This window comes from Nostocoides japonicum T1-X7, from assembly GCF_001046855.1.
Taxonomy (GTDB): Bacteria; Actinomycetota; Actinomycetes; order Actinomycetales; family Dermatophilaceae; genus Nostocoides; species Nostocoides japonicum.
Genome location: NZ_HF570958.1, coordinates 1,337,165 through 1,357,607, shown reverse-complemented (window position 1 = coordinate 1,357,607; position 20,443 = coordinate 1,337,165). Strand labels below are relative to the sequence as shown.

Here is a 20,443-nt window from a genome sequence, read left to right as displayed (position 1 = left end):
CGCGGCGGCGACCTCGAGGACCTGCTCGCCACCGACGGCCCGCAGCCGTGCGACGAGGCAGACCGCCCCCGCGTCCGGCCGCACGAGCCACCCGTCCCCCACCCGCTCGGGCAGGCACAGGCCCAGCCCCGGCACGGTGAGAGGGCGGTCCGCCCGCGGTGCCGCGATACGGTCGCGCACCATGACGCCGCTGTAGTGCGCCACCCAGCCGTCGTCGTCGACGAGGAGCAGCGGCCCGCTCGTCGTCGCGAGGACGTGCTCGGCCGACCGGCGCAGGCGGTGCAGCGCCTGCTCGTGGTGGCGCCACAGCCGGGCCTCCGCGAGCTTGGTCGCCGTGTCGACGAGGGCGACGAGGGCCGGGTGGAGGGTGAGGGCCGGACCGCTCACGTCGACGATGCCGAGGAGGGCCCCGGTGCGCGGGTCGTGCACCGGGGAGGCCGTGCAGTACCACGGATGCTGCCCCTCCTCGAAGTGCTCCGCGGAGAACAGCTGGACGGGAGCCTGCTCGGCGAGCGCGGTGCCGATGGCGTTGGTGCCCACGTGGTCCTCGGTCCACGTCGCCCCCTCGCTGAACCCGAGGACGTCCGCGCGTCGCAGGACGCCGGCCGACCCCTCCCGCCACAGGATGATCCCGTCGGCATCGGTCACGACGACGATGAACCGGGACGCGTCGGCCACCGAGGTGAGGACGGCCCGGATCTCGTCGACGACGAGGGCGAGCGGAGAGGTATGCCGGCGCCGCTCCACCTCGGCGTAGGGCAGCGGGTCGCGGGCGTTGGCCCGCGTGGGGTCGAGCCCGAGACCGAGGACCCTCGTCCACGACCGGGAGACGAGCGGGCGGATCCGGGCCGGTGGGACGCCCCCGCCCATGACGGCGTCGTGGACCCGCTGGAGGGCACGCGCGTGCGAGCCGAGGTCGGTGCCCGGGGCGACGGCACCGCCGGCAGAGGTCGTCATGGTCGGCTCCTTCTCGCCGGACGCGGGCTCACCGGGTCGCCGCACAGGGGCGTCGACCCGGGCCGCGGAGGCGACATCGTCAGGGTAGCCCCGCGGCTCGGCATACGGGGACCTCGTCGCCGGCCGATGCAACGCGCTGCAACCCTTCCGCGGGGCACCGATCGGATGTGTGCTGGCGGGCAGGGGTCGACGCGGACCCTCCGATCGCGAAGGAGCACGACATGACCGACACGCTGGAGACCGGCACGCTGGAGCAGGCGGGAACCGGGACGAGGTCGGCACCCGAGCGGGCCGACGCCTGGCTGTCCGCCTTCGAGACCGCCCTCGCGGCGAGAGACGTCGAGAGGGCCGCCGGGCTGTTCGCGACGGAGAGCTTCTGGCGCGACCTCGTCTCCTTCACGTGGAACATCACGACGGTGGAGAACCCCGACGGGGTGAGAGCGCTGCTGAGCCAGACCCTCGACCGCACCGATCCCTCCGCCTTCGCGACGAGCGAGCCCGCCACCGAGGACGGCGGCGTCGTCACCGCCTGGATCACCTTCGAGACGCGCGTCGGCCGGGGCACCGGCCTGCTGCGGCTGACGGAGGTGGACGGCGAGGACCGGGCCTGGACGCTCCTCACCGCCCTCCAGGAGCTCAAGGGACACGAGGAGCCCAAGGGCACGGCCCGGCCCCGAGGAGCGGAGCACGGCGCGAACAAGCAGCGCACGACCTGGAAGGAGAAGCGCCAGGAGGAGGCCGAGAGCCTCGGCTCGACGACCCAGCCCTACGTGCTCGTCATCGGCGGCGGCCAGGGCGGGATCGCCCTCGGCGCGCGCCTGCGGCAGCTCGGGGTCCCGAGCCTCGTCATCGACAAGCACCCGCGGCCCGGGGACCAGTGGCGCGGCCGGTACAAGTCGCTCTGTCTCCACGACCCGGTCTGGTACGACCACCTGCCCTACATCAAGTTCCCGGACAACTGGCCGGTCTTCGCCCCCAAGGACAAGATCGCCGACTGGCTCGAGGCATACGTGAAGGTCATGGAGGTGCCGTACTGGTCGAGCACCGAGGCGAAGTCCGCGCGCTGGTCGGAGGAGGCGGGTCACTGGACCGTCGAGGTGGAGCGGGACGGCCAGCCGCTCACCCTCCGGCCCACGCAGCTCGTCTTCGCGACCGGCATGTCGGGCAAACCGCGGATGCCCGACGTCGAGGGCGTCGACGTCTTCCGGGGCGACGTCCACCACTCCTCCCGCCACCCGGGACCGGACGCGTACCGGGGCAAGAGGGCCGTCGTCATCGGCAGCAACAACAGTGCCTTCGACATCTGTGGAGCCCTGTGGGAGAACGACGTCGACGTGACGATGGTGCAGCGCTCCTCGACGCACATCGTCAAGAGCGACAGCCTCATGGAGTACGGCCTCGGCGACCTCTACTCCGAGCGCGCCGTCGCGGCCGGCGTGACGACGGAGAAGGCCGACCTCATCTTCGCCTCGCTGCCCTACCGCATCCTCCACGAGTTCCAGATCCCCGCATACGAGAAGATGGCCGAGGTCGACAAGGACTTCTACGACCGGCTCGAGGCCGCCGGGTTCTGGCACGACTGGGGCGCCGACGGCTCCGGCCTGTTCATGAAGTACCTGCGCCGGGGCTCCGGCTACTACATCGACGTGGGGGCGGCGGACCTCGTGGCGAACGGCGACGTCCGGCTCGTCCACGGGCAGATCGACCACCTCACCGAGGACTCCGTCGTCCTCGACGACGGGACCGAGCTGCCCGCCGACCTCGTCGTCTTCGCAACCGGCTACAACTCGATGAACGGCTGGGTGGCCGACCTCATCGACCAGGAGACGGCCGACCGGCTGGGCAAGGTGTGGGGTCTCGGCTCCGACACCCCGCTCGACCCCGGCCCCTGGGAGGGCGAGCAGCGCAACATGTGGAAGCCGACCCAGGTGACCAACCTGTGGATGCACGGCGGCAACCTCCACCAGTCGCGCCACTACTCGCTCTATCTCGCGCTCCAGCTCAAGGCGCGCTACGAGGACCTGGACACCCCCGTCTACCGGCTCCAGGAGGTGCACCACACCTCATGAGAGCCGCCCGCTTCCATGCCCGAGGAGACATCCGGATCGACGACATCCCCGAGCCGGCGACGCGGCCCGGCACCGTCAAGGTCGAGGTCGAGTGGTGCGGCATCTGCGGCACCGACCTCCACGAGTACCTCGACGGGCCGATCTTCGCGCCGACCGTCGACGCACCCCACCCGCTGACCGGCGAGTCGGCCCCCGTCGTCCTCGGCCACGAGTTTGCAGGCGTCGTCGTCGAGACGGGCGAGGGCGTCGACGATCTCGCGGTCGGCGACCGAGTCGTCGTCGAGCCGTACATCGTGTGCGGGCGCTGCGACGCCTGTCAGCAGGGTCGCTACAACGTATGCGCCACGCTGGGATTCGTCGGTCTGTCCGGCGGGGGCGGCGGCTTCTCGCGGTACGTCGTCGCCGAGCGCCGCTGGATCCATCCTCTCGGGGAGCTCGGAACCGACGTCGGGGCTCTCGTCGAACCTCTCGCCGTCGCATACCACGCGGTCCGCCTCTCCGGGGCCCGGCCGTCGCATTCGGCGCTCGTCTTCGGAGCCGGACCGATCGGTCTGGTGACGACGGCCTCCCTCAAGGCCGTCGGGGTCGACGAGGTCATCGTCGTCGAGCCGGCCCGGGCCCGGAAGGAGAAGGCGACGGTCGCCGGCGCCGACCATGTCGTCGATCCGCGAGACGCCGACGTCGTCGAGGCGGTCATGGAGATCACGAAGGGCCGGGGTGCCGACGTGTCGTTCGAGTGCGCCGGCATCGACCAGGTGCTCGCCTCGGCCATCCGCTCCACGCGCGCCGGCGGTCGCTGCGTCAACGTCGCGATCTGGGGCCACGATGCGACCGTCGCGATGAACGACCTCGTCTTCCGCGAGGTCGGGGTCGTCGGCAGTCTCGCCTACTGCAACGACCACCCGGCGACGATCGACCTCATCCGGCAGGGAAAGGTGGACCCCTACCAGTTCATCACCGGCCGCATCGACCTCGGCGACATCGTCGACCGGGGCTTCCGCGAGCTCATCGACAACAAGGAGGAGAACGTCAAGATCCTCGTCCACCCCTAGGACGGGTCAGCCGAGGACCCGCTCCGTCGCCCCGGCGTAGTAGCGCATCCAGTCGTATGAGGAGACGGCCTCATGCGACGGCGGCCCACCGCCCCAGTACGGGTTGCCCGTCCAGATGTTCGCCATGATGAACCCGTGCGGCACCCCGCCGGCCCAGCCCGTCGGCAGCGCGTCGCGCCAGACGACGCGGCCGTCGATGTCGAACGTCACGGCGTTCGGCGCGATGACGAACCCGTAGGTGTGCATGGCCCGCGACGGGTTGAACGCCAGGTCGACGACCCGGTAGTCGCGGACGGTCCCGTTGTCCTTGTGGACCGAGAGGTGGACGCGGCCCGTCGAGGACGAGGTGAGCCAGGACTCGTCAGTCAGGAACTCGACGTCGATCTCCGGGAGTCCGTAGTCGTTCGCGATGAAGAAGAACGACGAGCAGACCCCCGACGTCGAGGCGACCTTCATGCGGGTCTGGTAGTAGCCGTACGAGAAGGTCACCGGGGCCTTCGGTGCGCTCTGGATCTCGCCCGACTGCTGCACCTTCCCTGGCGACACGAGATCGAGCCGGCCGTCGTGCACCCGCGCGTTCGTCATGAGGATGCGGTTCTTCGACCATCCCGTCGTCCAGTCGCCGTTCTTCTGCCACAGGTCGTCGGTCGAGAACCGCCCGCTGCTCCACGACGAGAAGTCCTCTTGCACGGTGGGGGTCATCGGATGGGCGACCGTCGTACTCCGTGCCCGGAGAGCCGTCGAGGAGTGGGCCGGCTGCGCCTCGACGGACGAGGAGTGCGTCGAGAGGACGAGCGCGAGCGGGACGACGGCGGACAACAGAACAGATCGGCGCATGGCGGCGCTCCTGGGGCGAACCGAACGATGGCAGGGGACGTTCCGTTTTGAACTGTGACAGATAGGACGATCAGCGACAAGTGACGCGCTTCACCCACTCACGGCACGAGGGCGTCCTCTCGCCCCGCAGGCGGTGGGCCGGGTGCCACGTGACGGTCGACAGCCGCCGGGACGGACGGTCCGGGCGTCAGATGTAGAGGCCGGTGGGCTCGTCGGGTGTCGTCCTCGCGGCGATGGCGTGCAGGTCGCGCTCCCGGAGGAGGAGGTAGGTCGTCGACTGGAGCTCTACCTCGGCGCGGTCCTCGGGGTCGAAGAGGACGCGGTCGCCGAGTCCGACCTGCCGGACGTTGGGCCCGATGGCGACGACGGCTCCCCAGGCGAGGCGGCGTCCGACGCTCGCCGTCGCCGGGATGACGATGCCGCCCCCCGACCGCCGCTCCCCCGGCTCGCCCTCGACCGACACGAGGACGCGGTCCTGCAGCATGCGGATGGGCAGGCTACCTCGTTCAGCCGGCTTCCCCCGCTCGGCGGCCGGCGTCGTCGCGGCCGGGGAACCCTGGTCTGCCACGCAGTCCCCTCTCAGCCGCGCCGACGGCGCAGGAGGAAGACGACGGTGAGGATGCCGACCGAGGCGAGGACGACGGCCGCGATGCGCTCGGTCCGCAGGTCCCCCTCGGGCGTCGTCGTCGCCGCGGCGAACCGGGCCTTGGCCTGCTCGGTCTGACGTCGCACGATCGCCTTCGGCTTGATCTGCTCGGTCAGCTCGTCGATGGTGCGGGCCAACCGCTGCCGCCGCTCGGCGAGGTCGGCCTCGAGGTCGGCGATGCTCGGGGGGGCGGCCTTGGCCGGGACGTCGGCGTTGCTCATCGTCGCGCTCCTGGTGTCCGGGTCGGGTCGGTGCTCAGTCGAGGCCGAGATCGCGCCGCAGCTTGGCGACGTGACCGGTGGCCCTGACGTTGTACCACGCGTGGGTCACGACGCCGTTCTCGTCGAGGACGACGGTGCTGCGGATGACCCCCTCGACGGTCTTGCCGTAGAGCTTCTTCTCCCCGAACGCACCCCACTCCTGCAGGACCGCCTTGTCGGGGTCGGAGAGGAGCGGGAAGGTGAGGTGGTCACGCTCCCGGAACCGCGCGAGCTTGTCGGGCCGATCCGGGGACACGCCGAGGACGGCATACCCGTCCTTGGTGAAGTCGTCGAGGGCCCCGGTGAAGTCGCACGCCTGCTTCGTGCAGCCGGGGGTCATCGCGGCCGGGTAGAAGTACACGATGACCTTGCGTCCGCGCAGGTCGGCCAGGTGGACGGACGACCCTCCATCGTCGGGCAGCGTGAAGTCGGGGGCGACGTCGCCGGGGACGAGTCGGTCTGCCACGGGAGGTCCTTCCGTCTGCGGGCATGGTCGCTGGGGGGCCGTATGCGGGCGCGATCGGCTCCGCTCAACCTATCCCAGCCGCGCGGCCCGCACCCCTCGACCTCACCCACCGCGTCCGTGCCGTGGTCCCTCGTCCTCGTGTCCTCCCGCTCCTCGTCGGCCGGGGCGCGCGTCGCCCGGCCGACGTCGTGTCATCGGGCCAGCCCACAGCCCTTACCCGGTCGCTCCCCACCCTTATCGGGTCACCCGATAACACTGAGCTTCACCCGACTTCCCTTGTCGGGTGAAGCTCAGTGTTCCGGGGTCGCCCGATAATCCGAGAGCCAGCCCACGGCGCCGATGCGCCAGCCGCCGCGCACAGAGGCGGTGGGGCCTGCCTCGCGAACGATGCCCCAGCCGCCGCGCACAGAGGCGGTGGGACCTGCCTCGCGAACGATGCCCCAGCCGCCGCGCACAGAGGCGGTGGGACCCGGCTCGCGAACGATGCGCCAGCATCGTGCGCGAGGCGGGACTCGAACCCGCACACCCGAAGGCACCAGAACCTAAATCTGGCGCGTCTGCCAGTTCCGCCACTCGCGCGCGCCGTCAGCCTAGCCGCGTGGGCCGTCCGGCATCCCGGCCGTTCCGGGGATCCCGAGCCGGCGCGGCGCTGCTCAGCGGTCGACGAGGTGGGCGCGCAGCACGGGAACCATGGCGCGGAAGGCGTTGCCACGGTGGGAGATCGCGTTCTTCTCCTCGTCGGTGTACTCGGCGAGGGTGCGGACGTCGCCGTCGGGGCGGAACACGGGGTCGTAGCCGAACCCGTTCGTACCGACGGGCGCGCGAAGGATGGTTCCCTCGACGCGGCCCTCGGTCGCGGCGACCCGGCCGTCCGGCATGGCGAGGACCGCCGCGCAGACGAACGCCGCGTGCCGGTGCTCGTCGGGCACGTCCGCGATCTGGTCGAGCAGGAGATGCAGGTTGTGGGCGTCGCGCACCGCCCGCGGGAGGTCGGCCCCACCGTGCGACCCGGACCACCGGGCCGAGAAGACCCCCGGTGAGCCCCCGAGCACCTCGACCGCGAGCCCGGAGTCGTCGGCGACCGCCGGGACGCCGGTCGCGGCGGCGAGGGCGACGGCCTTGAGCCGGGCGTTCCCCTCGAAGGTCACCTCGGTCTCCGGCGTCTCGGGCACCTCAGGGTATGCCGACGCCGAGACGAGCTCGAGGTCGAGCTCGTCGACGAGGGAGCCGAGGATCTGACGCAGCTCGTGGACCTTGTGCTCGTTGCGCGTCGCGAGGACGAGCCGGCGCGGCGAACCGGTCACGCCGCATACCCCTTGACGCGAGAGTTCGAGGCACCGTCAACCCGCCTCGTGCAGTTCCGGAGGCTCGCTCGGTTGCTCGCCCGCACGAGCCCCGAGCGGACGTCCGCGACCGACCGGGAGATCATCGGACCCGCTCCCGGGCGGGTTCGGCGAGCGCGGCCTGCTGGGCCGCGGTCAGGGTCGCGCAGCCCTGGGTTCCGAGCTCGAGGAGGGCGTCGAGCAGGGTGCGGTCGAAGGGTTCGCCCTCCGCCGTGCCCTGCACCTCGACGAACCGCCCGTCGCCCGTCATGACGATGTTCATGTCCGTCTCGGCGGTCGAGTCCTCGGGGTAGTCCAGGTCGAGGACGGGCCGGCCGCCGACGATGCCCACGCTGACGGCCGCGACGGATCCGGTGAGCGGCGCGGCATTCGGGGTGATGAGACCACGACCGCGGGCGTCCTCGACGGCGTCGACGAGGGCGACGTAGGCGCCGGTGATCGACGCGGTGCGCGTGCCGCCGTCGGCCTGCAGGACGTCGCAGTCGACGACGATCGTGTTCTCCCCGAGTGCCTTCGTGTCGATGATGGCGCGCAGGCTGCGCCCGATGAGGCGGGAGATCTCGTGGGTCCGGCCGCCGACGCGGCCCTTGCGCGACTCCCGGTCGGATCGCGTGTTGGTCGAACGCGGCAGCATCTCGTACTCCGACGTCACCCAGCCCCGACCCTGGCCCCTCAGCCAGCGCGGCACGCCCTCGGTGAACGACGCTGCGACGAGCACCCGGGTGCGTCCGAACTCGATGAGCACGCTCCCCTCGGCATGGTCGAGCCAGTTGCGGGTCAGGCGCACCTCCCGCAGCTGATCCGGGGCGCGTCCGTCGTGTCGGGTGTTCGTGTCGGTCACGCCGGACAGGGTATGCAATGAGCCTCCGCCGATTCGCCCCGCCCCGGACGGCACATCGTCGTCAGGGGTGCGACTCCCCCTCCTCGGCAGATGCTGGCTTTCCGTGGTCGTTCCGCCGATCTGACCACGACAACCTCGCACCTGCCGAGGCCCGCCCCCACCCGATACGTGCTGGCTCTCCGTGGTCGGCTGAACTCCGGGCACGGCGTGACCGCCCATCTCGGCCAGGGCGACAGCGCGACACGTGCTTGTGGGGAAGCTGGCACGACCTATGACTCTGGCCAGTTTCCCCACAAGCACTCGACGCCTCGGCATGACCACGACAACCCCGCACCTGCCGAACCTCCTGCGGCACGTGCGGGCCCACCGTGGGCGGGCCCGCACTGGCACAGCAACAACTCGGCACGTGCGGGCCTACCGTGGGCGGCTGCCATCCGGGCGCGGCGCGGAGCCCGCCTGGGACAGATCCGTGGCCGTTCACGCATCCCTGGGGGAAGGCGGCCGTTCACGAGTGCTTGTGGGGAAGCTGGCACGACCTATGACTCTGGCCAGCTTCCCCACAAGCAGTCGAGGCCCCAGCCTGACCACGACAACCTCACACCTGCCGAGGGGTGGGATCAGAGGTGGTAGACGGCCCCGCTCGCGGCGAGCTCCACCTCGCCGGGCCAGACCGCGGCAGCCTGGGCACGGCATACCTCGGGATCGTTCCACGGCGGGATGTGGGTGAGGACGAACCGTCCGACGCCCCCGGCCGCCACGGCGGCCTCCGCGGCCCGCCGTCCGGACAGGTGGATGTCCTTCGCCTCGTCGCGGCCGTCGATGAAGGCGGAGTCCAGGAGCGCGAGGTCGGCGTCGCGGAGCAGGTCCGACAGGGCGGGGTCGGAGTCGGTGTCGCCGGTGTAGGCGAGGATGGCGCCGCCGGCCTCGACGCGGAACCCGTATGCCTCGACGGGATGGTTAACCCGGACGGGGGTGATGAGGAGCGGGCCGACGGTGAAGGGCGACCGGTCGGTGATCGTGCGGAAGTCGAACTCGCCCTCCATGCCGTCGCCGGGGAGGCCGTAGATGCGGGCCATCCGCTCGGCGGTCCGGACCGGGCCGAAGACGGGGAGCCGGTCGGCATACGGGCCCTCGGGCCGGTACCGGCGGGTGACGTACAGACCGCACAGGTCGACACAGTGGTCGGGGTGCAGATGGGTGAAGACGACGGCGTCGAGCTCCTCGAGGGCGAGGTGGCGCTGGAGGACGCCGAGCGCGCCGTTGCCGAGGTCGAGCGCCACGCTCCAGGTCCGGACGCCGTCGGAGGCCTGCACAAGGTAGCAGGAGGCGGGCGAGTCCGGGCCGGCGAAGGACCCGGAACAGCCGACGACGGTGACCTTCACGGCCGCCCCGTCCCGGCGCCGCGGGAGCCTGCCATCACGGAGACGGGCGAGAGGTCTCGGTCGCCGTAGAGGTCGACGACCTCCGGGCCGAGGAACCGGCGGGCCAGCCGGCGGAACTCCTCCGGGTCGCCCGTCGTCGTGAACCCGTGACCTGGCGCCGGGAGGTCGTCGGGGCGCAGCAGGTTGCCGTCGGCGAGGACCCGGTAGAGGTCCTTGGCGGTCTCCTCGGCCGAGGACACGAGGGTGACGAGGTCGCCCATGACGTAGGAGATGACGCCGGTGAGCAGCGGATAGTGCGTGCAGCCGAGGACGAGCGTGTCGACGTCGGCCTCCTGGAGGGGGGCGAGGTAGTCGCGCGCCACGGCGAGCAGCTCCGGCCCGCCCGTCACCCCCTGCTCGACGAACTCGACGAACCGCGGGCACGGCACCGAGAGGACGTCGATCTGCGGGGCCGCCGCGAAGGCGTCGACGTAGGCCCTCGACTGGTGGGTGCCCTGGGTCGAGATGACGCCGACCCGGTCGTTGCGCGTCGCTGCGGCGGCCCGGCGGACCGCCGGCCGGATGACCTCGACGACGGGCACGGCGTAGCGCTCACGCGCGTCGTGGAGCATCGCGGCGCTCGCCGTGTTGCACGCGATGACGAGGGCCTTCACGCCGTGGTCGACGAGGCGGTCGAGACACTCGAGGGCGAAGCGGCGGGTCTCGGCGATGGGTCGCGGCCCGTAGGGAGCACGGGCCGTGTCGCCGAGGTAGGCGATGGACTCGTGGGGCAGCTGGTCGAGCACGGCCCGGGCGACGGTGAGCCCGCCGTACCCGGAGTCGAAGATCCCGATCGGTGCGTCCGCCACGGCGAAGAGCCTAGGCTTCACGCCCGACGCTCCCCCGGACCCTGTGACCGACACGACGCGGAACGGCTCGTCGGGGCCGACCGTCCCCGTCGATCCGCGCACGTGCCGAGTTGTTGTCGTCCCCAGCCGCACCAGAGCGCATCTTCTCGGCACGTGCGAGGGGGTGGGACGGCAACGGATCACGCCACCCACGTGGCGGGGTGCAGGCTACGGGGTGAGACAGGAGGCGAGCGTCTCCTGCAGCCAGGTGAGGAAGTCGTAGACCGCCGCCGCCTGGGCGGCCTGCTCGTCGGTGTCGTCGCGCAGCGCCACCTCGTGGAGCCGCTCGGCGTCCTCGTCGGTCTCGAGGCCGAGCCGGCTCGCGAGGACCAGGCGCACGTCGGTCAGGGCGACGAGGAGGGCGAGCGCGTCGTCGCGTCCCAGCTCGAGCCGGTCGTCCGCCCCCCCGAGCACGGCCATCGCCCGGCGCAGGCCGGCCACCTTGCGCCGCCGCAGCGAGTCCTCGGTGAACCTCCGGAACTCCGCCGCGGCCTCCTCGTCGGCGACGTTCCCCGACGGCAGGAGCCGTGCGACGGCCGGGTCGTCGTGGTCGGGGCGGACGCCGGTATGCGACGCGCTCTCGTCTCCCGCCGGGCCCCCGGGGCCACCGCCGAGACCCGCGACGATCTGGTCGAACGTCGTCTCGGCGACCGCGGCACCGGGAGCCGAGCGTCCCTCGGAGATCGACCCGTCTGGGTCGAGGAGCGTCGCGACCTGCCCGAGGAGGGTGACGAGAAGGCGACGCTCGACGGCGTCGAGCTGCGCGGCATACCGCGCCCTGCTCCCCCGCCCCTTCCTCCGGAATCCCTTGGCCACGCGTCACTCGTCCTTCTGGAAGGTGGCCCACAGCCCGTAGCCCTGGAGGGCCTCCGTGTCGATCTCCATCTTCTCCCGGGGCCCGCTCGAGACGACGGCTCGGCCCTTGACGTGGACGTCGAGCATGAGCTTCTCGGCCTTGGACTTGCTGTAGCCGAAGTAGGACTGGAAGACGAACGTCACGTACGACATGAGGTTGACGGGGTCGTTCCACACGATGGTGACCCACGGCACGTCCGGGATCACGTCGACCGAGGGCTCGGCGAGCTTCTCCTCGGCGGGCGCGATGGACACGCCCCACAGGATAGGCCGGGCCCCGTCCTCCCCCGGAATCCCGCACCCGGGCGCGTGAGGGTTTCGGCAGGTGCGGGGTTGTCGTGGTCCCCGGCCGAACGCGACCACGACGAGCCCGCACCTGCCGAGTAGATGCTGTCCCGAACCGACATCGACCTCGGCGACCCCCGCACGTGCCGAGTTGATGCTCCCGAACCGACCCCGCAACGACATCACCTCGGCACGTGCGAAGGGGAGGCCCCCGGACGTGGCGCGTGGAGACCGGGCGGAACGGATGGCGAACGCGGAGGTCACCTGCGCACCCGGCGGCTCTATCGTGGGCCTCGTGATGCCGACGGACGTCCCCGACGAGGGCGCGGTGGCCGCGAGCACGGCCCTGCTCACCGATCACTACGAGCTGACGATGCTGGAGGCAGCCCTCCGCTCCGGGCGGGCGAGCCGGCGGTGCGTCTTCGAGGTGTTCGCGCGGTCCCTGCCGTCCGGGAGGCGCTACGGCGTCGTCGCGGGGACGGGCCGGCTGCTCGAGGCGCTCCGCGACTTCCGGTTCGGGGACGCCGAGATCGCTGACCTCGCGAACCGGACGATCGTCGACGACGCGACGCTGTCCTTCCTCGCCGACTACCGCTTCGACGGCGAGGTCAGCGGGTATGCCGAGGGTGAGTGCTACTTCCCCGGCTCCCCCGTCCTCGTCGTGGAGAGCGACTTCGCCCACGGCGTGCTCCTGGAGACCCTCGTCCTGTCGATCCTCAACCACGACTGCGCCGTCGCCTCCGCCGCGTCCCGGATGACCGGCGCGGCGGGCACCCGGCCGTGCATCGAGATGGGCTCCCGGCGCACGCACGAGTGGGCGGGGGTGGCCGCGGCGCGCGCCGCCTACGTCGCCGGCTTCGCGACGACGTCAAACCTCGAGGCGGGTCGCCGCTGGCAGGTGCCGACGACGGGCACCTCGGCGCACGCCTTCACCCTCCTCCATGACGACGAGAAGGAGGCGTTCGCCGCACAGGTCGACAGCCTCGGCGTCGGGACGACGCTCCTCGTCGACACCTACGACGTGCGGACGGCGGTCCGGACCGCCGTCGAGGTCGCGGGCCCCTCGCTCGGGGCGGTGCGCCTGGACTCCGGCGACCTCGTCGAGCTCGCCGCCGAGGTGCGTGCACAGCTCGACGGGCTCGGCGCGACGGGCACGAAGATCGTCGTGACCTCCGACCTCGACGAGTACGCCATCGCGGCCCTCGCGGCGGCCCCGGTCGACGGGTACGGCGTCGGGACCTCACTCGTCACCGGGTCGGGCGCCCCGACGGCGGGGATGGTCTACAAACTCGTCGCTCGCGAGGGCGACGACGGCTCGATGGTGTCCGTCGCCAAGGTGAGCAAGGACAAGAGGTCGGTCGGCGGCCGCAAGTGGGCCCTACGCCGGCGCAACGGGAACGGCACCGCGGAGGCCGAGGTCATCGGCATCGGCGCCCTTCCGGAGGACGACGGCGACGACCGGCCGCTGCTCGTCGACCTCGTGCGGGACGGTGAGATCGTCGGCGCGTCACCGGACGCCGTGCCCGACGGGCACCGGCGCGTCCTCGACGCCGCGCGGGCGCGCCACGAGGCATCCGTCGCCGAGCTGCCACGTTCGGCCCACCAGCTGTCCCGCGGCGAGCCCGCGATCCCGACGGTCTACGTCGACACGACCCCCTGAGCACCGCGCCCGTCCCTCTGGAGACGGACTTCGCCGGTCCGTCTCATGCGGGTATGCCGCCCGCGGACCGGTCGGCCGGTCGGCCGCATGCCCTCCCGCGGCCCGGCATACGCCATGTGCCCACGAGGGCGCGGCATACGCCACCTGCCCGCGAGGGTGCGGCATACGCCACCTGCCCGCGAGGGCGCGGCATACGCCATGATCGGGAGCGCAGCACACCGTCCGCTCAGAGAGGAGCACCCAAGCCGTGGACTTCCTCGCCCGCGCCGCCGAGCTCGACGCCGCCGACCCGCTCGCCGCCCACCGGAACGCCTTCCTCGACCCGGGTCCGGCGTCGCTCGTCGCCTACTTCGACGGCAACTCGCTCGGCCGTCCGCTGCAGGCCACCGTGGACCGGCTGTCCGCCTTCGTCCGCGAGGAGTGGGGCGGGCGACTCATCCGCGGCTGGGACGAACGCTGGCTCGACCTGCCGCTGACCCTCGGCGACCGGATCGGCGCCGCGGCCCTCGGCGCAGCGCCCGGGCAGACGGTCGTCGCCGACTCGACGACGGTGCTCCTCTACAAACTCGCCCGGGCCGCCGTCGACGCGGCGGTCCTCTCCTCCGGGGGCACCCGCGACGAGATCGTCCTCGACACCGACAACTTCCCGACCGACCGCTACATCCTCGAGGGCATCGCCGGGGAGCGCGGGCTCACCCTGCGCTGGGTGGAGGTCGACACGGCCGAGGGCGTCACGCCCGACCTCGTCGCCGACGCCGTCTCGGAGCGGACCGCCCTCGCGGTGTTCAGCCACGTGGCATACCGCTCCGGCTGGCTCGCGGACGGGCCGCAGATCACGCGGATCGTCCACGACGCCGGCGCGCTCGTCCTGTGGGACCTGTGCCACTCCGTGGGGAGCGTGCCGGTCGAGCTCGACGCGTGGGACGTCGACCTCGCGGTGGGCTGCACGTACAAGTACCTCAACGGGGGCCCCGGCTCGCCGGCCCTCGCCTACGTCGCGGCACGCCATCAGGCCGCTCTGCAGCAGCCGATCTGGGGGTGGCTCGGGCGGCGGGACGCGTTCACGATGGGTCCGGGCTACGAGGCGGCCGACGGGATCCGCGGGTTCCTGTCCGGCACGCCGCCGATCCTCGGGATGGTCGCCCTCGAGACGTATGCCGACCTGCTGGAGTCCGTGGGGATCGACGCCATCCGCGCCAAGTCCCTCGCGCTGACCGACTTCGCCCTCGAGTTCATCGACGCCGAGCTCGCGCCGCTCGGCGTGTCGGTGACCTCGCCGCGCGACCACGCGTCGCGTGGCGGACACGTGACGGTGAAGAGGGCGGGGTTCCGGGAGGTGACTGCGGCCCTGTGGGAGCAGGGCGTCATCCCCGACTACCGCGACCCGGACGCCATCCGGATCGGCCTCGCGCCCCTCTCGACGAGCTTCGCCGAGGTCGCGACGGGCCTCGCCGCGCTGCGCGACGCCGTCCGGGGTGCCGGCGCGGGCGATTCGGACGGCGTGGGTGGCCCTGACCTCGGCGACGGTTCGGCAGACGCGGTCGGCTCCCCCGTCACGGGTCTCACGCCATGACCGGCGCGACGGGCGGCGCTGCCCACCGCGCGCTCATCATCGTCGACGTCCAGAACGACTTCACCGAGGGCGGCTCGCTCCCCGTCGCCGGGGGCGCCGAGGTCGCAGACCGCCTCTCGGCATACGTCCCGACGCAGCGGGACCGGTATGCCGCCGTCGTCGCCACGGCCGACTGGCACCAGGACCCGGGGGCGCACTGGAGCGGGAACCCCGACTTCGTCGACTCGTGGCCGGTGCACTGCCGCGTGGGGACCGACGGGGCGCTGTTCCACCCCGCGGCCGAGGCGGCGTTCGAGCACGTCGAGGCGGTCTTCCGGAAGGGGCTGCACGAGGCGGCCTACAGCGGCTTCGAGGGCTCGACGGTGTCCGGCGACACCGCCACCGGGTTGGCGGACTGGTTGCGGAGCAGGGGGATCCAGGCCGTCGACATCGCGGGCATCGCGACCGACTACTGCGTGCGAGCGACCGCGCTCGACGCGGTGCGCGAGGGCTTCGAGACCTCGGTCCTCCTCGACCTGTGCGCCGGAGTGGCGCCGGAGTCGACGCAGGCCGCCCTCGACGCCTTCGCCGAGGCGGGCGTCACCGTGACCGACACCCCGAGCGCCTGACGCCGCTGGTGGAGGCCCGCCGGGCAGGCTCCTCACCCGGCGTTGGAGCCCCTCGGGCCGGCTCCTCGCGTGCCGCCCCGCCGCTTCGTCGCCGAACGGTTCCACGGTCAGGTGACGGCTGTCGGGGGTGACGTCTACGGTCGGATGAGTCGGTCCGCCCCGGGGCCGGCGGACAGCGACCACGGAGGTCCCGCTCATGGCGAGCAAGCTCAACCCCTACGTCCAATTCACCGACAACGCCCGCGAGGCGCTCACCTTCTACGCCGGCGTGCTCGGCGGCGAGCCGACGATCTCGACGTTCGGGGAGTTCGGCGCCCAGGACGAGTCGTATGCCGGCCTCGTCATGCACGGCCAGCTCGAGACGCCGGCCGGGTTCACGATCATGGCGTCCGACACCCCTCCCGGCATGGAGCGCTCGGAGGGGTCGTCGATCACCATCTCCCTGTCCGGCGACGACGCCGAGGCCTTGCGCGGCTACTTCGCCGGACTGTCCGAGGGCGGCACGGTCGGCATGCCGCTGGAGAAGCAGATGTGGGGTGACGAGTTCGGCCAGCTGACCGACAAGTTCGGGATCGGCTGGCTGGTCAACATCGCCGGCAGCGCCGCAGACGCAGCCGGCTGAGCGATACGCCGGGATCGTCGGTCAGCACCACGGCCGGCAGCGCGGCTGCTGGAACCGGCTCTGACGAGCCGGCTCCAGCAGGCCGGCAGCGACCTCGGACTGATCCGGTCGGCTGAAGGCCGACCGACTGCACCCTGAGAGTGGCCGCCACCGCGCCGACATGCGTCAGCGGCCCCGCAGGTTGCGCTGGTCGTCGATGCGGCGCGCTTTGCCGAGGGAGCGCTCCAAGGCATACGGCTCGACGACCGACACGGTGACCGTGACGCCGACGGTGTCCTTGACCCGCTTGCGGAGCCGCCGCACGGCCGCCTCGACCGTCGCATCGTCGGCGTCGGGTCGGCGCTCGACCTGGACGGTCAGCTCGTCCATCACGCCCGGCCGGGTGAGGACGCACAGGTAGTGCGGGGTCAGCCCGTCGATCTGGAGGATGTGCTCCTCGATCTGGGAGGGGAAGACGTTGACCCCGCGGACGATCATCATGTCGTCGCTGCGACCGGTGACCTTGGCCATCCGCCGGAAGGCGGGGTGGGCCGTCCCGGGAAGCAGCCGGGTGAGGTCGCGCGTGCGGTAGCGGACGACGGGCATCGCCTGCTTGGTGAGGGAGGTGAACACGAGCTCTCCCTCCTCCCCGTCGGGCAGCACCTCGCCGGTGACCGGGTCGAGGATCTCGGGATAGAAGTGGTCCTCCCAGATGTGCAGACCGTCCTGGGTGTCCCCGGACTCCTGCGCGACGCCCGGGCCCATGACCTCCGACAGCCCGTAGATGTCGACGGCGGTGATCGCCGAACGGCTCTCGATCTCGCGGCGCATCTCCTGGGTCCACGGCTCCGCACCGAAGATCCCCACCCGCAGGCTCGTGGCGCGCGGATCGATGCCCTGCCGGTCCATCTCGTCGAGGATGGCGAGGTAGTACGACGGCGTGACCATGATGACGCGCGGCTGGAAGTCGACGATGAGCTGCACCTGCCGCTCGGTCATCCCGCCCGACACGGGGACGACCGTGCACCCGAGCCGCTCGGCTCCGTAGTGCGCTCCCAGTCCCCCGGTGAACAGGCCGTACCCGTAGGCGACGTGCACCACGTCACCGGGTCGGCCACCAGCCGTCTCGATCGACCGGGCCATCAGCTCGGCCCACGTCGCGAGGTCGTCCTCGGTATAGCCGACGACGGTGGGCCGACCGGTCGTGCCGCTCGAGGCATGGATCCGACGGACCTGCTCCCTGGGAACGGCGAACATGCCGAACGGGTAGTTCTCCCGCAGGTCCGCCTTCGCCGTCGTCGGGAACCGCGCGAGGTCGGACAGCTCCCGCAGATCCCCCGGGCCCACCCCGGCCGCGTCGAAGGCCGCCCGGTAGTGCGGCACGTTGCGATAGGCGTGCTCCAGGCTCCACCGGAGCCGCTCCAGCTGTTGCGCGCGCAGGCCGTCGACATCGATGGCCGGGACGAGACTGCTCATTCCAGTGACTCCTTCGGTGGCCGCCGGCGTGCCGATCATGGCCGTCGGTGCCCGCTCTGCCCATCGGTGTCCGACCGTGGTCGTCGACCTCCATCGGCCTCCGTCGATGGCGACCGACGGTCGTCCCCACAGTCCTTCCGGGTGCGGGGCCTGTCGGCCACCCTAGTAGCCTCCACCCATGGCGACACCGCTCCCCGACGGGCCGGCCGAGCGGTCCATCTTCGCCCGCCTCGTGGACGACGCGGGGGCGCTGCCGCCGTCGGACCGCACCCTCGCCGAGGCGGTCGCCGCACATCGGGAGCTGCGCCGCAGCCGGTATGCCGATCTCGTCGGGCCGCTGCTGGTCCGCACGACGAGCCTCGGGGACCTCGTCGACGGGATGACGCAGGGCGCGCGCAGGTCCGAGCCGCTGCCGGTCATCGTCGTCACCGAGACGGGGATCGATGCGGGATTCGTCGAGGAGGCGCTCGGCGCCCTCGACGGGACCCCGGTCGTCCCCGTCGGGATCGAGGTGGGACCGGGCACCGACTGGCGGGCCCTCCTCGACCGGCGGCTGCCCCTCGCCGTGGGCGTTCCCCGCAGCGAGCACCTCGAGACGGCGGTGGCCGACATCGCGCGCGAGGCGAGCGACGACGTGCCCCTCCAGGCGGTCTTCCGGCCCCGGCCCTCCGCCGGCGCCTCGTGGCCCGACGAGGCCGAGCTCGCGGGATTCATCCGCACGAGCATCGACCACGACCTCGGGTTCACGCTGTCCGGCGGGATCCTCCACGCGATCCGCGGGCGCTACCCCAAGGGCGGCCAGGAGCAGGAGCAGCACGGCCTGCTCAATGTCCTCGTCGCGGTCCGTTGGGCCCTCAACGGCGACGACGTCGACGAGCTCGTCCCTCTCCTGGCCGAGCGCGAGCCCAGCGAGCTGGTCCAGGCCGTGACCCGGATGAGCACGGCCGACGCCGCGATCACCCGGGCCTTCTTCACCGCATACGGCTGCAAGAGGGTCATGGGCCCCCTGCGCGAGCTCGCCGACCTCGGGGTGCTGGACCTCAGCGAGGAGGCTGCGGGCCGATGACGACGACGGTCCCGGCCATGAGGTCGTGGATCGCCTGGCGTCGTGGCTGCATGAGCGGGAGCAGGTGGTCGACGGCCCACAGGAGGGACACGATCGTGCCGAGGACCGGGGCGACACCGAGGACTGCGTTCGCGAAGGGGATGAGATAGCGCACAGCGGCGGTCCGCGCGTCGAGGGGGCCGGCGTGCTCGAGGCGGCGGATGCTGATCCCGAGGGCCGACTTGCCGGGTGTCGCACCCCGGCGGGTGAGGAAGAACATGCTGTATGCGAGGCCGACGACTCCCCAGATGACGAGGTAGACGGCCATCCAGTGCAGGTTGGTGTCGCGACCGGTGAGGTCGAGCGGCACCGTCTCGCCCCGCTCGGCGGCCCGGAAGGCGGCATCCATCTGCGGCTTGACGGCGAGGTAGATCGCCCAGCCCCCGAGGACGAGGCTGATGACGAGCTTGATGAGGCCGTCGAGGAACCAGGCTCCGACGCGCTGGCCGTACGACGCCATCGGGACACCGTCGGGAGTCGCCGGCCCCCGGTGGGCCATGGGGTACTGGAATCCGGGCGGCTGCTGGTAGGGCGGGCCGGGCCGCCCGCCGGGGGGCGGAGCCCACGGGTCGTGCGGTTGCTGTCCCGAGGGTTGCTGTCCCGGCGGTTGCTGGCCCGAGGGTTGCTGGCCCGGTGGCGGATATCCCTGCGGAGGCTGCCCCTGAGAGGGGTGCCCACGGTAGGTCGGCACGCCGTACGGGTTGAGCGGTGGTTGACCCTGTTCGCCCGCCGCGGCGTCGCGACCGCTCTCCCCCTCGGTGGCCGTGGACGACGGCGTTCCGCCATGCGACGGCTGTGGGTCGGCGGCGATCCCGGCGCGCGGTGTCGTGTGGCGGGTCCACACGATGCCGTCGAAGTACCGCAGGAGGCTGGGGTCCTGCGGGTCGTCGTACCAGCCCGGCGACGTCGGGGTGCTCATGGTTCGAAGCCTCTCATGTCGGCATACCTCTGCTCGCACGCCATCCGCGCGCAGGGACGCCGGCTCCCGGCCCTGGGCGAGGGTGGAAGGTTGGTGCACAAGCCCCGATCGGGTGCCAGAACGCCAGCCGGTCGGCCGGGCGGGTGGGCGAGTGCGAGCAGCAGGTGCGCGCGGGGCCACCGGCGCTGGTCGGGGCGGTGCACAGGCCCCGATCGGGTGGCAGAACGCCAACTGGTCGGGGCGCCGCGCATACCGACGGCGCGTGGGTATTGTCGGCGGCGTGGGTGACGTCGACGAGTACCTCAGCACCATCGACGGAGCGGACCGCGACGCGCTGGAGCACGTCTACGCCGTCGCGCGGGAGATCGTGCCCGAGGCCGAGCAGGGCACGAGCTACGCGATGCCCGCGCTCCTCTACCGCGGCAAGGGTCTCGTCTCGACGGTGCGTGGGCGGAGGTTCCTGTCGGTCTACCCCTTCAGCGGCGCCGTCGTCGCCTCGCTCGCCGACGCACTCGCCGACTTCGAGACGACGACGGGGAGCATCCACTACTCGGCGGACCACCAGCTGCCGGAGCCCACCCTCCAGCGCCTCGTCGAGGCACGCCGGGACGAGATCGACGC

The 20,443-nt window shown here is 72.0% G+C and carries 21 protein-coding genes and 1 tRNA gene; 8 read left to right on the top strand and 14 right to left on the bottom strand.

Features of this window, described 5'->3' with window-relative positions:
• The coding region (locus BN12_RS06200; protein WP_157635678.1) for a GAF domain-containing protein at positions 1-957 on the bottom strand (957 nt) is incomplete at its 3' end.
• Positions 958-1,178: 221 nt separating this feature from the next.
• On the opposite strand from BN12_RS06200, the gene BN12_RS06195 reads away from it, so the two are divergent.
• Positions 1,179-3,026 (top strand): flavin-containing monooxygenase, encoded by a 1,848-nt coding sequence (locus BN12_RS06195; RefSeq protein WP_048556052.1) that lies wholly within the window; start codon positions 1,179-1,181, stop codon positions 3,024-3,026.
• A complete protein-coding gene (locus BN12_RS06190) occupies positions 3,023-4,078 on the top strand; it encodes a 2,3-butanediol dehydrogenase (RefSeq protein WP_048550938.1) in 1,056 nt (351 codons plus the stop codon). The genes BN12_RS06195 and BN12_RS06190 overlap by 4 nt, the downstream gene beginning before the upstream one ends.
• A 6-nt stretch (positions 4,079-4,084) precedes the next feature.
• Here the strand turns inward: BN12_RS06190 and BN12_RS06185 are convergent, their stop codons facing one another.
• From BN12_RS06185 to clpS, 11 genes are all read right to left on the bottom strand, one after another.
• Positions 4,085-4,915 (bottom strand): family 16 glycosylhydrolase, encoded by an 831-nt coding sequence (locus tag BN12_RS06185; RefSeq protein WP_083454455.1) that lies wholly within the window; start codon positions 4,913-4,915, stop codon positions 4,085-4,087.
• Between the two features lie 187 nt (positions 4,916-5,102).
• Positions 5,103-5,399 (bottom strand): GroES family chaperonin, encoded by a 297-nt coding sequence (locus BN12_RS06180; RefSeq protein ID WP_048550935.1) that lies wholly within the window; start codon positions 5,397-5,399, stop codon positions 5,103-5,105.
• Positions 5,400-5,494: 95 nt separating this feature from the next.
• Positions 5,495-5,782, bottom strand: coding sequence for a DUF3618 domain-containing protein (locus BN12_RS06175; protein WP_048550932.1), 288 nt, complete (start codon positions 5,780-5,782; stop codon positions 5,495-5,497).
• A 34-nt stretch (positions 5,783-5,816) separates the two neighbouring features.
• Entirely contained in the window at positions 5,817-6,287 is a 471-nt protein-coding gene (bcp, locus tag BN12_RS06170) for a thioredoxin-dependent thiol peroxidase (protein WP_048550930.1), read from the bottom strand.
• Positions 6,288-6,784: 497 nt separating this feature from the next.
• Positions 6,785-6,866 (bottom strand) — tRNA-Leu (locus tag BN12_RS06165).
• 74 nt (positions 6,867-6,940) lie between these two features.
• Positions 6,941-7,591 (bottom strand): RdgB/HAM1 family non-canonical purine NTP pyrophosphatase, encoded by a 651-nt coding sequence (gene rdgB, locus BN12_RS06160; RefSeq protein WP_048550928.1) that lies wholly within the window; start codon positions 7,589-7,591, stop codon positions 6,941-6,943.
• 121 nt (positions 7,592-7,712) lie between these two features.
• Complete coding sequence (gene rph, locus BN12_RS06155; protein WP_048550926.1) at positions 7,713-8,471, bottom strand: ribonuclease PH; 759 nt, start codon at positions 8,469-8,471, stop codon at positions 7,713-7,715.
• 617 nt (positions 8,472-9,088) lie between these two features.
• Positions 9,089-9,853 (bottom strand): MBL fold metallo-hydrolase, encoded by a 765-nt coding sequence (locus tag BN12_RS06150; protein ID WP_048550924.1) that lies wholly within the window; start codon positions 9,851-9,853, stop codon positions 9,089-9,091.
• A complete protein-coding gene (gene murI / locus BN12_RS06145) occupies positions 9,850-10,701 on the bottom strand; it encodes a glutamate racemase (protein WP_048556051.1) in 852 nt (283 codons plus the stop codon). The genes BN12_RS06150 and murI overlap by 4 nt, the downstream gene beginning before the upstream one ends.
• Before the next feature lie 207 nt (positions 10,702-10,908).
• Positions 10,909-11,556: a DUF2017 family protein gene (locus BN12_RS06140; protein ID WP_048550921.1), complete on the bottom strand. Its 648-nt coding sequence runs from the start codon at positions 11,554-11,556 to the stop codon at positions 10,909-10,911.
• 3 nt (positions 11,557-11,559) lie between these two features.
• A complete protein-coding gene (gene clpS, locus BN12_RS06135; protein ID WP_048550919.1) occupies positions 11,560-11,850 on the bottom strand; it encodes an ATP-dependent Clp protease adapter ClpS in 291 nt (96 codons plus the stop codon).
• A 328-nt stretch (positions 11,851-12,178) separates the two neighbouring features.
• Here clpS and BN12_RS06130 point away from each other — a divergent pair, with 328 nt between their 5' ends.
• The 4 genes from BN12_RS06130 to BN12_RS06115 all read left to right on the top strand — a co-directional run bounded on the left by BN12_RS06130 (position 12,179) and on the right by BN12_RS06115 (position 16,343).
• A complete protein-coding gene (locus BN12_RS06130; RefSeq protein ID WP_048556050.1) occupies positions 12,179-13,540 on the top strand; it encodes a nicotinate phosphoribosyltransferase in 1,362 nt (453 codons plus the stop codon).
• Between the two features lie 247 nt (positions 13,541-13,787).
• Positions 13,788-15,113 carry a kynureninase gene (locus BN12_RS06125; protein WP_083454454.1) on the top strand — a complete coding sequence of 442 codons (1,326 nt, stop codon included), beginning with the start codon at positions 13,788-13,790 and terminating at the stop codon, positions 15,111-15,113.
• Complete coding sequence (locus BN12_RS06120; protein ID WP_048550917.1) at positions 15,110-15,721, top strand: isochorismatase family protein; 612 nt, start codon at positions 15,110-15,112, stop codon at positions 15,719-15,721. Before BN12_RS06125 ends, BN12_RS06120 begins: the two co-directional genes overlap by 4 nt.
• A 196-nt stretch (positions 15,722-15,917) precedes the next feature.
• Entirely contained in the window at positions 15,918-16,343 is a 426-nt protein-coding gene (locus BN12_RS06115; RefSeq protein ID WP_048550915.1) for a VOC family protein, read from the top strand.
• A gap of 165 nt (positions 16,344-16,508) precedes the next feature.
• Here BN12_RS06115 and paaK read toward each other — a convergent pair whose 3' ends face one another.
• Complete coding sequence (gene paaK, locus BN12_RS06110; RefSeq protein ID WP_048550913.1) at positions 16,509-17,798, bottom strand: phenylacetate--CoA ligase PaaK; 1,290 nt, start codon at positions 17,796-17,798, stop codon at positions 16,509-16,511.
• A 178-nt stretch (positions 17,799-17,976) separates the two neighbouring features.
• Between paaK and BN12_RS06105 the strand changes: the two genes are divergently transcribed.
• Positions 17,977-18,864, top strand: coding sequence for a hypothetical protein (locus tag BN12_RS06105; protein ID WP_048550911.1), 888 nt, complete (start codon positions 17,977-17,979; stop codon positions 18,862-18,864).
• On the opposite strand, the gene BN12_RS26460 is transcribed toward BN12_RS06105, so the two are convergent.
• Positions 18,839-19,822, bottom strand: a complete 984-nt coding sequence (locus BN12_RS26460) for an RDD family protein (protein WP_162233055.1) — start codon at positions 19,820-19,822, stop codon at positions 18,839-18,841. The two genes, BN12_RS06105 and BN12_RS26460, sit on opposite strands and share 26 nt — an antisense overlap.
• 280 nt (positions 19,823-20,102) lie before the next feature.
• On the opposite strand from BN12_RS26460, the gene BN12_RS25025 reads away from it, so the two are divergent.
• Positions 20,103-20,443, top strand: a 341-nt coding sequence (locus tag BN12_RS25025; RefSeq protein WP_048550907.1) for an iron chaperone, incomplete at its 3' end; no start/stop codon positions are given.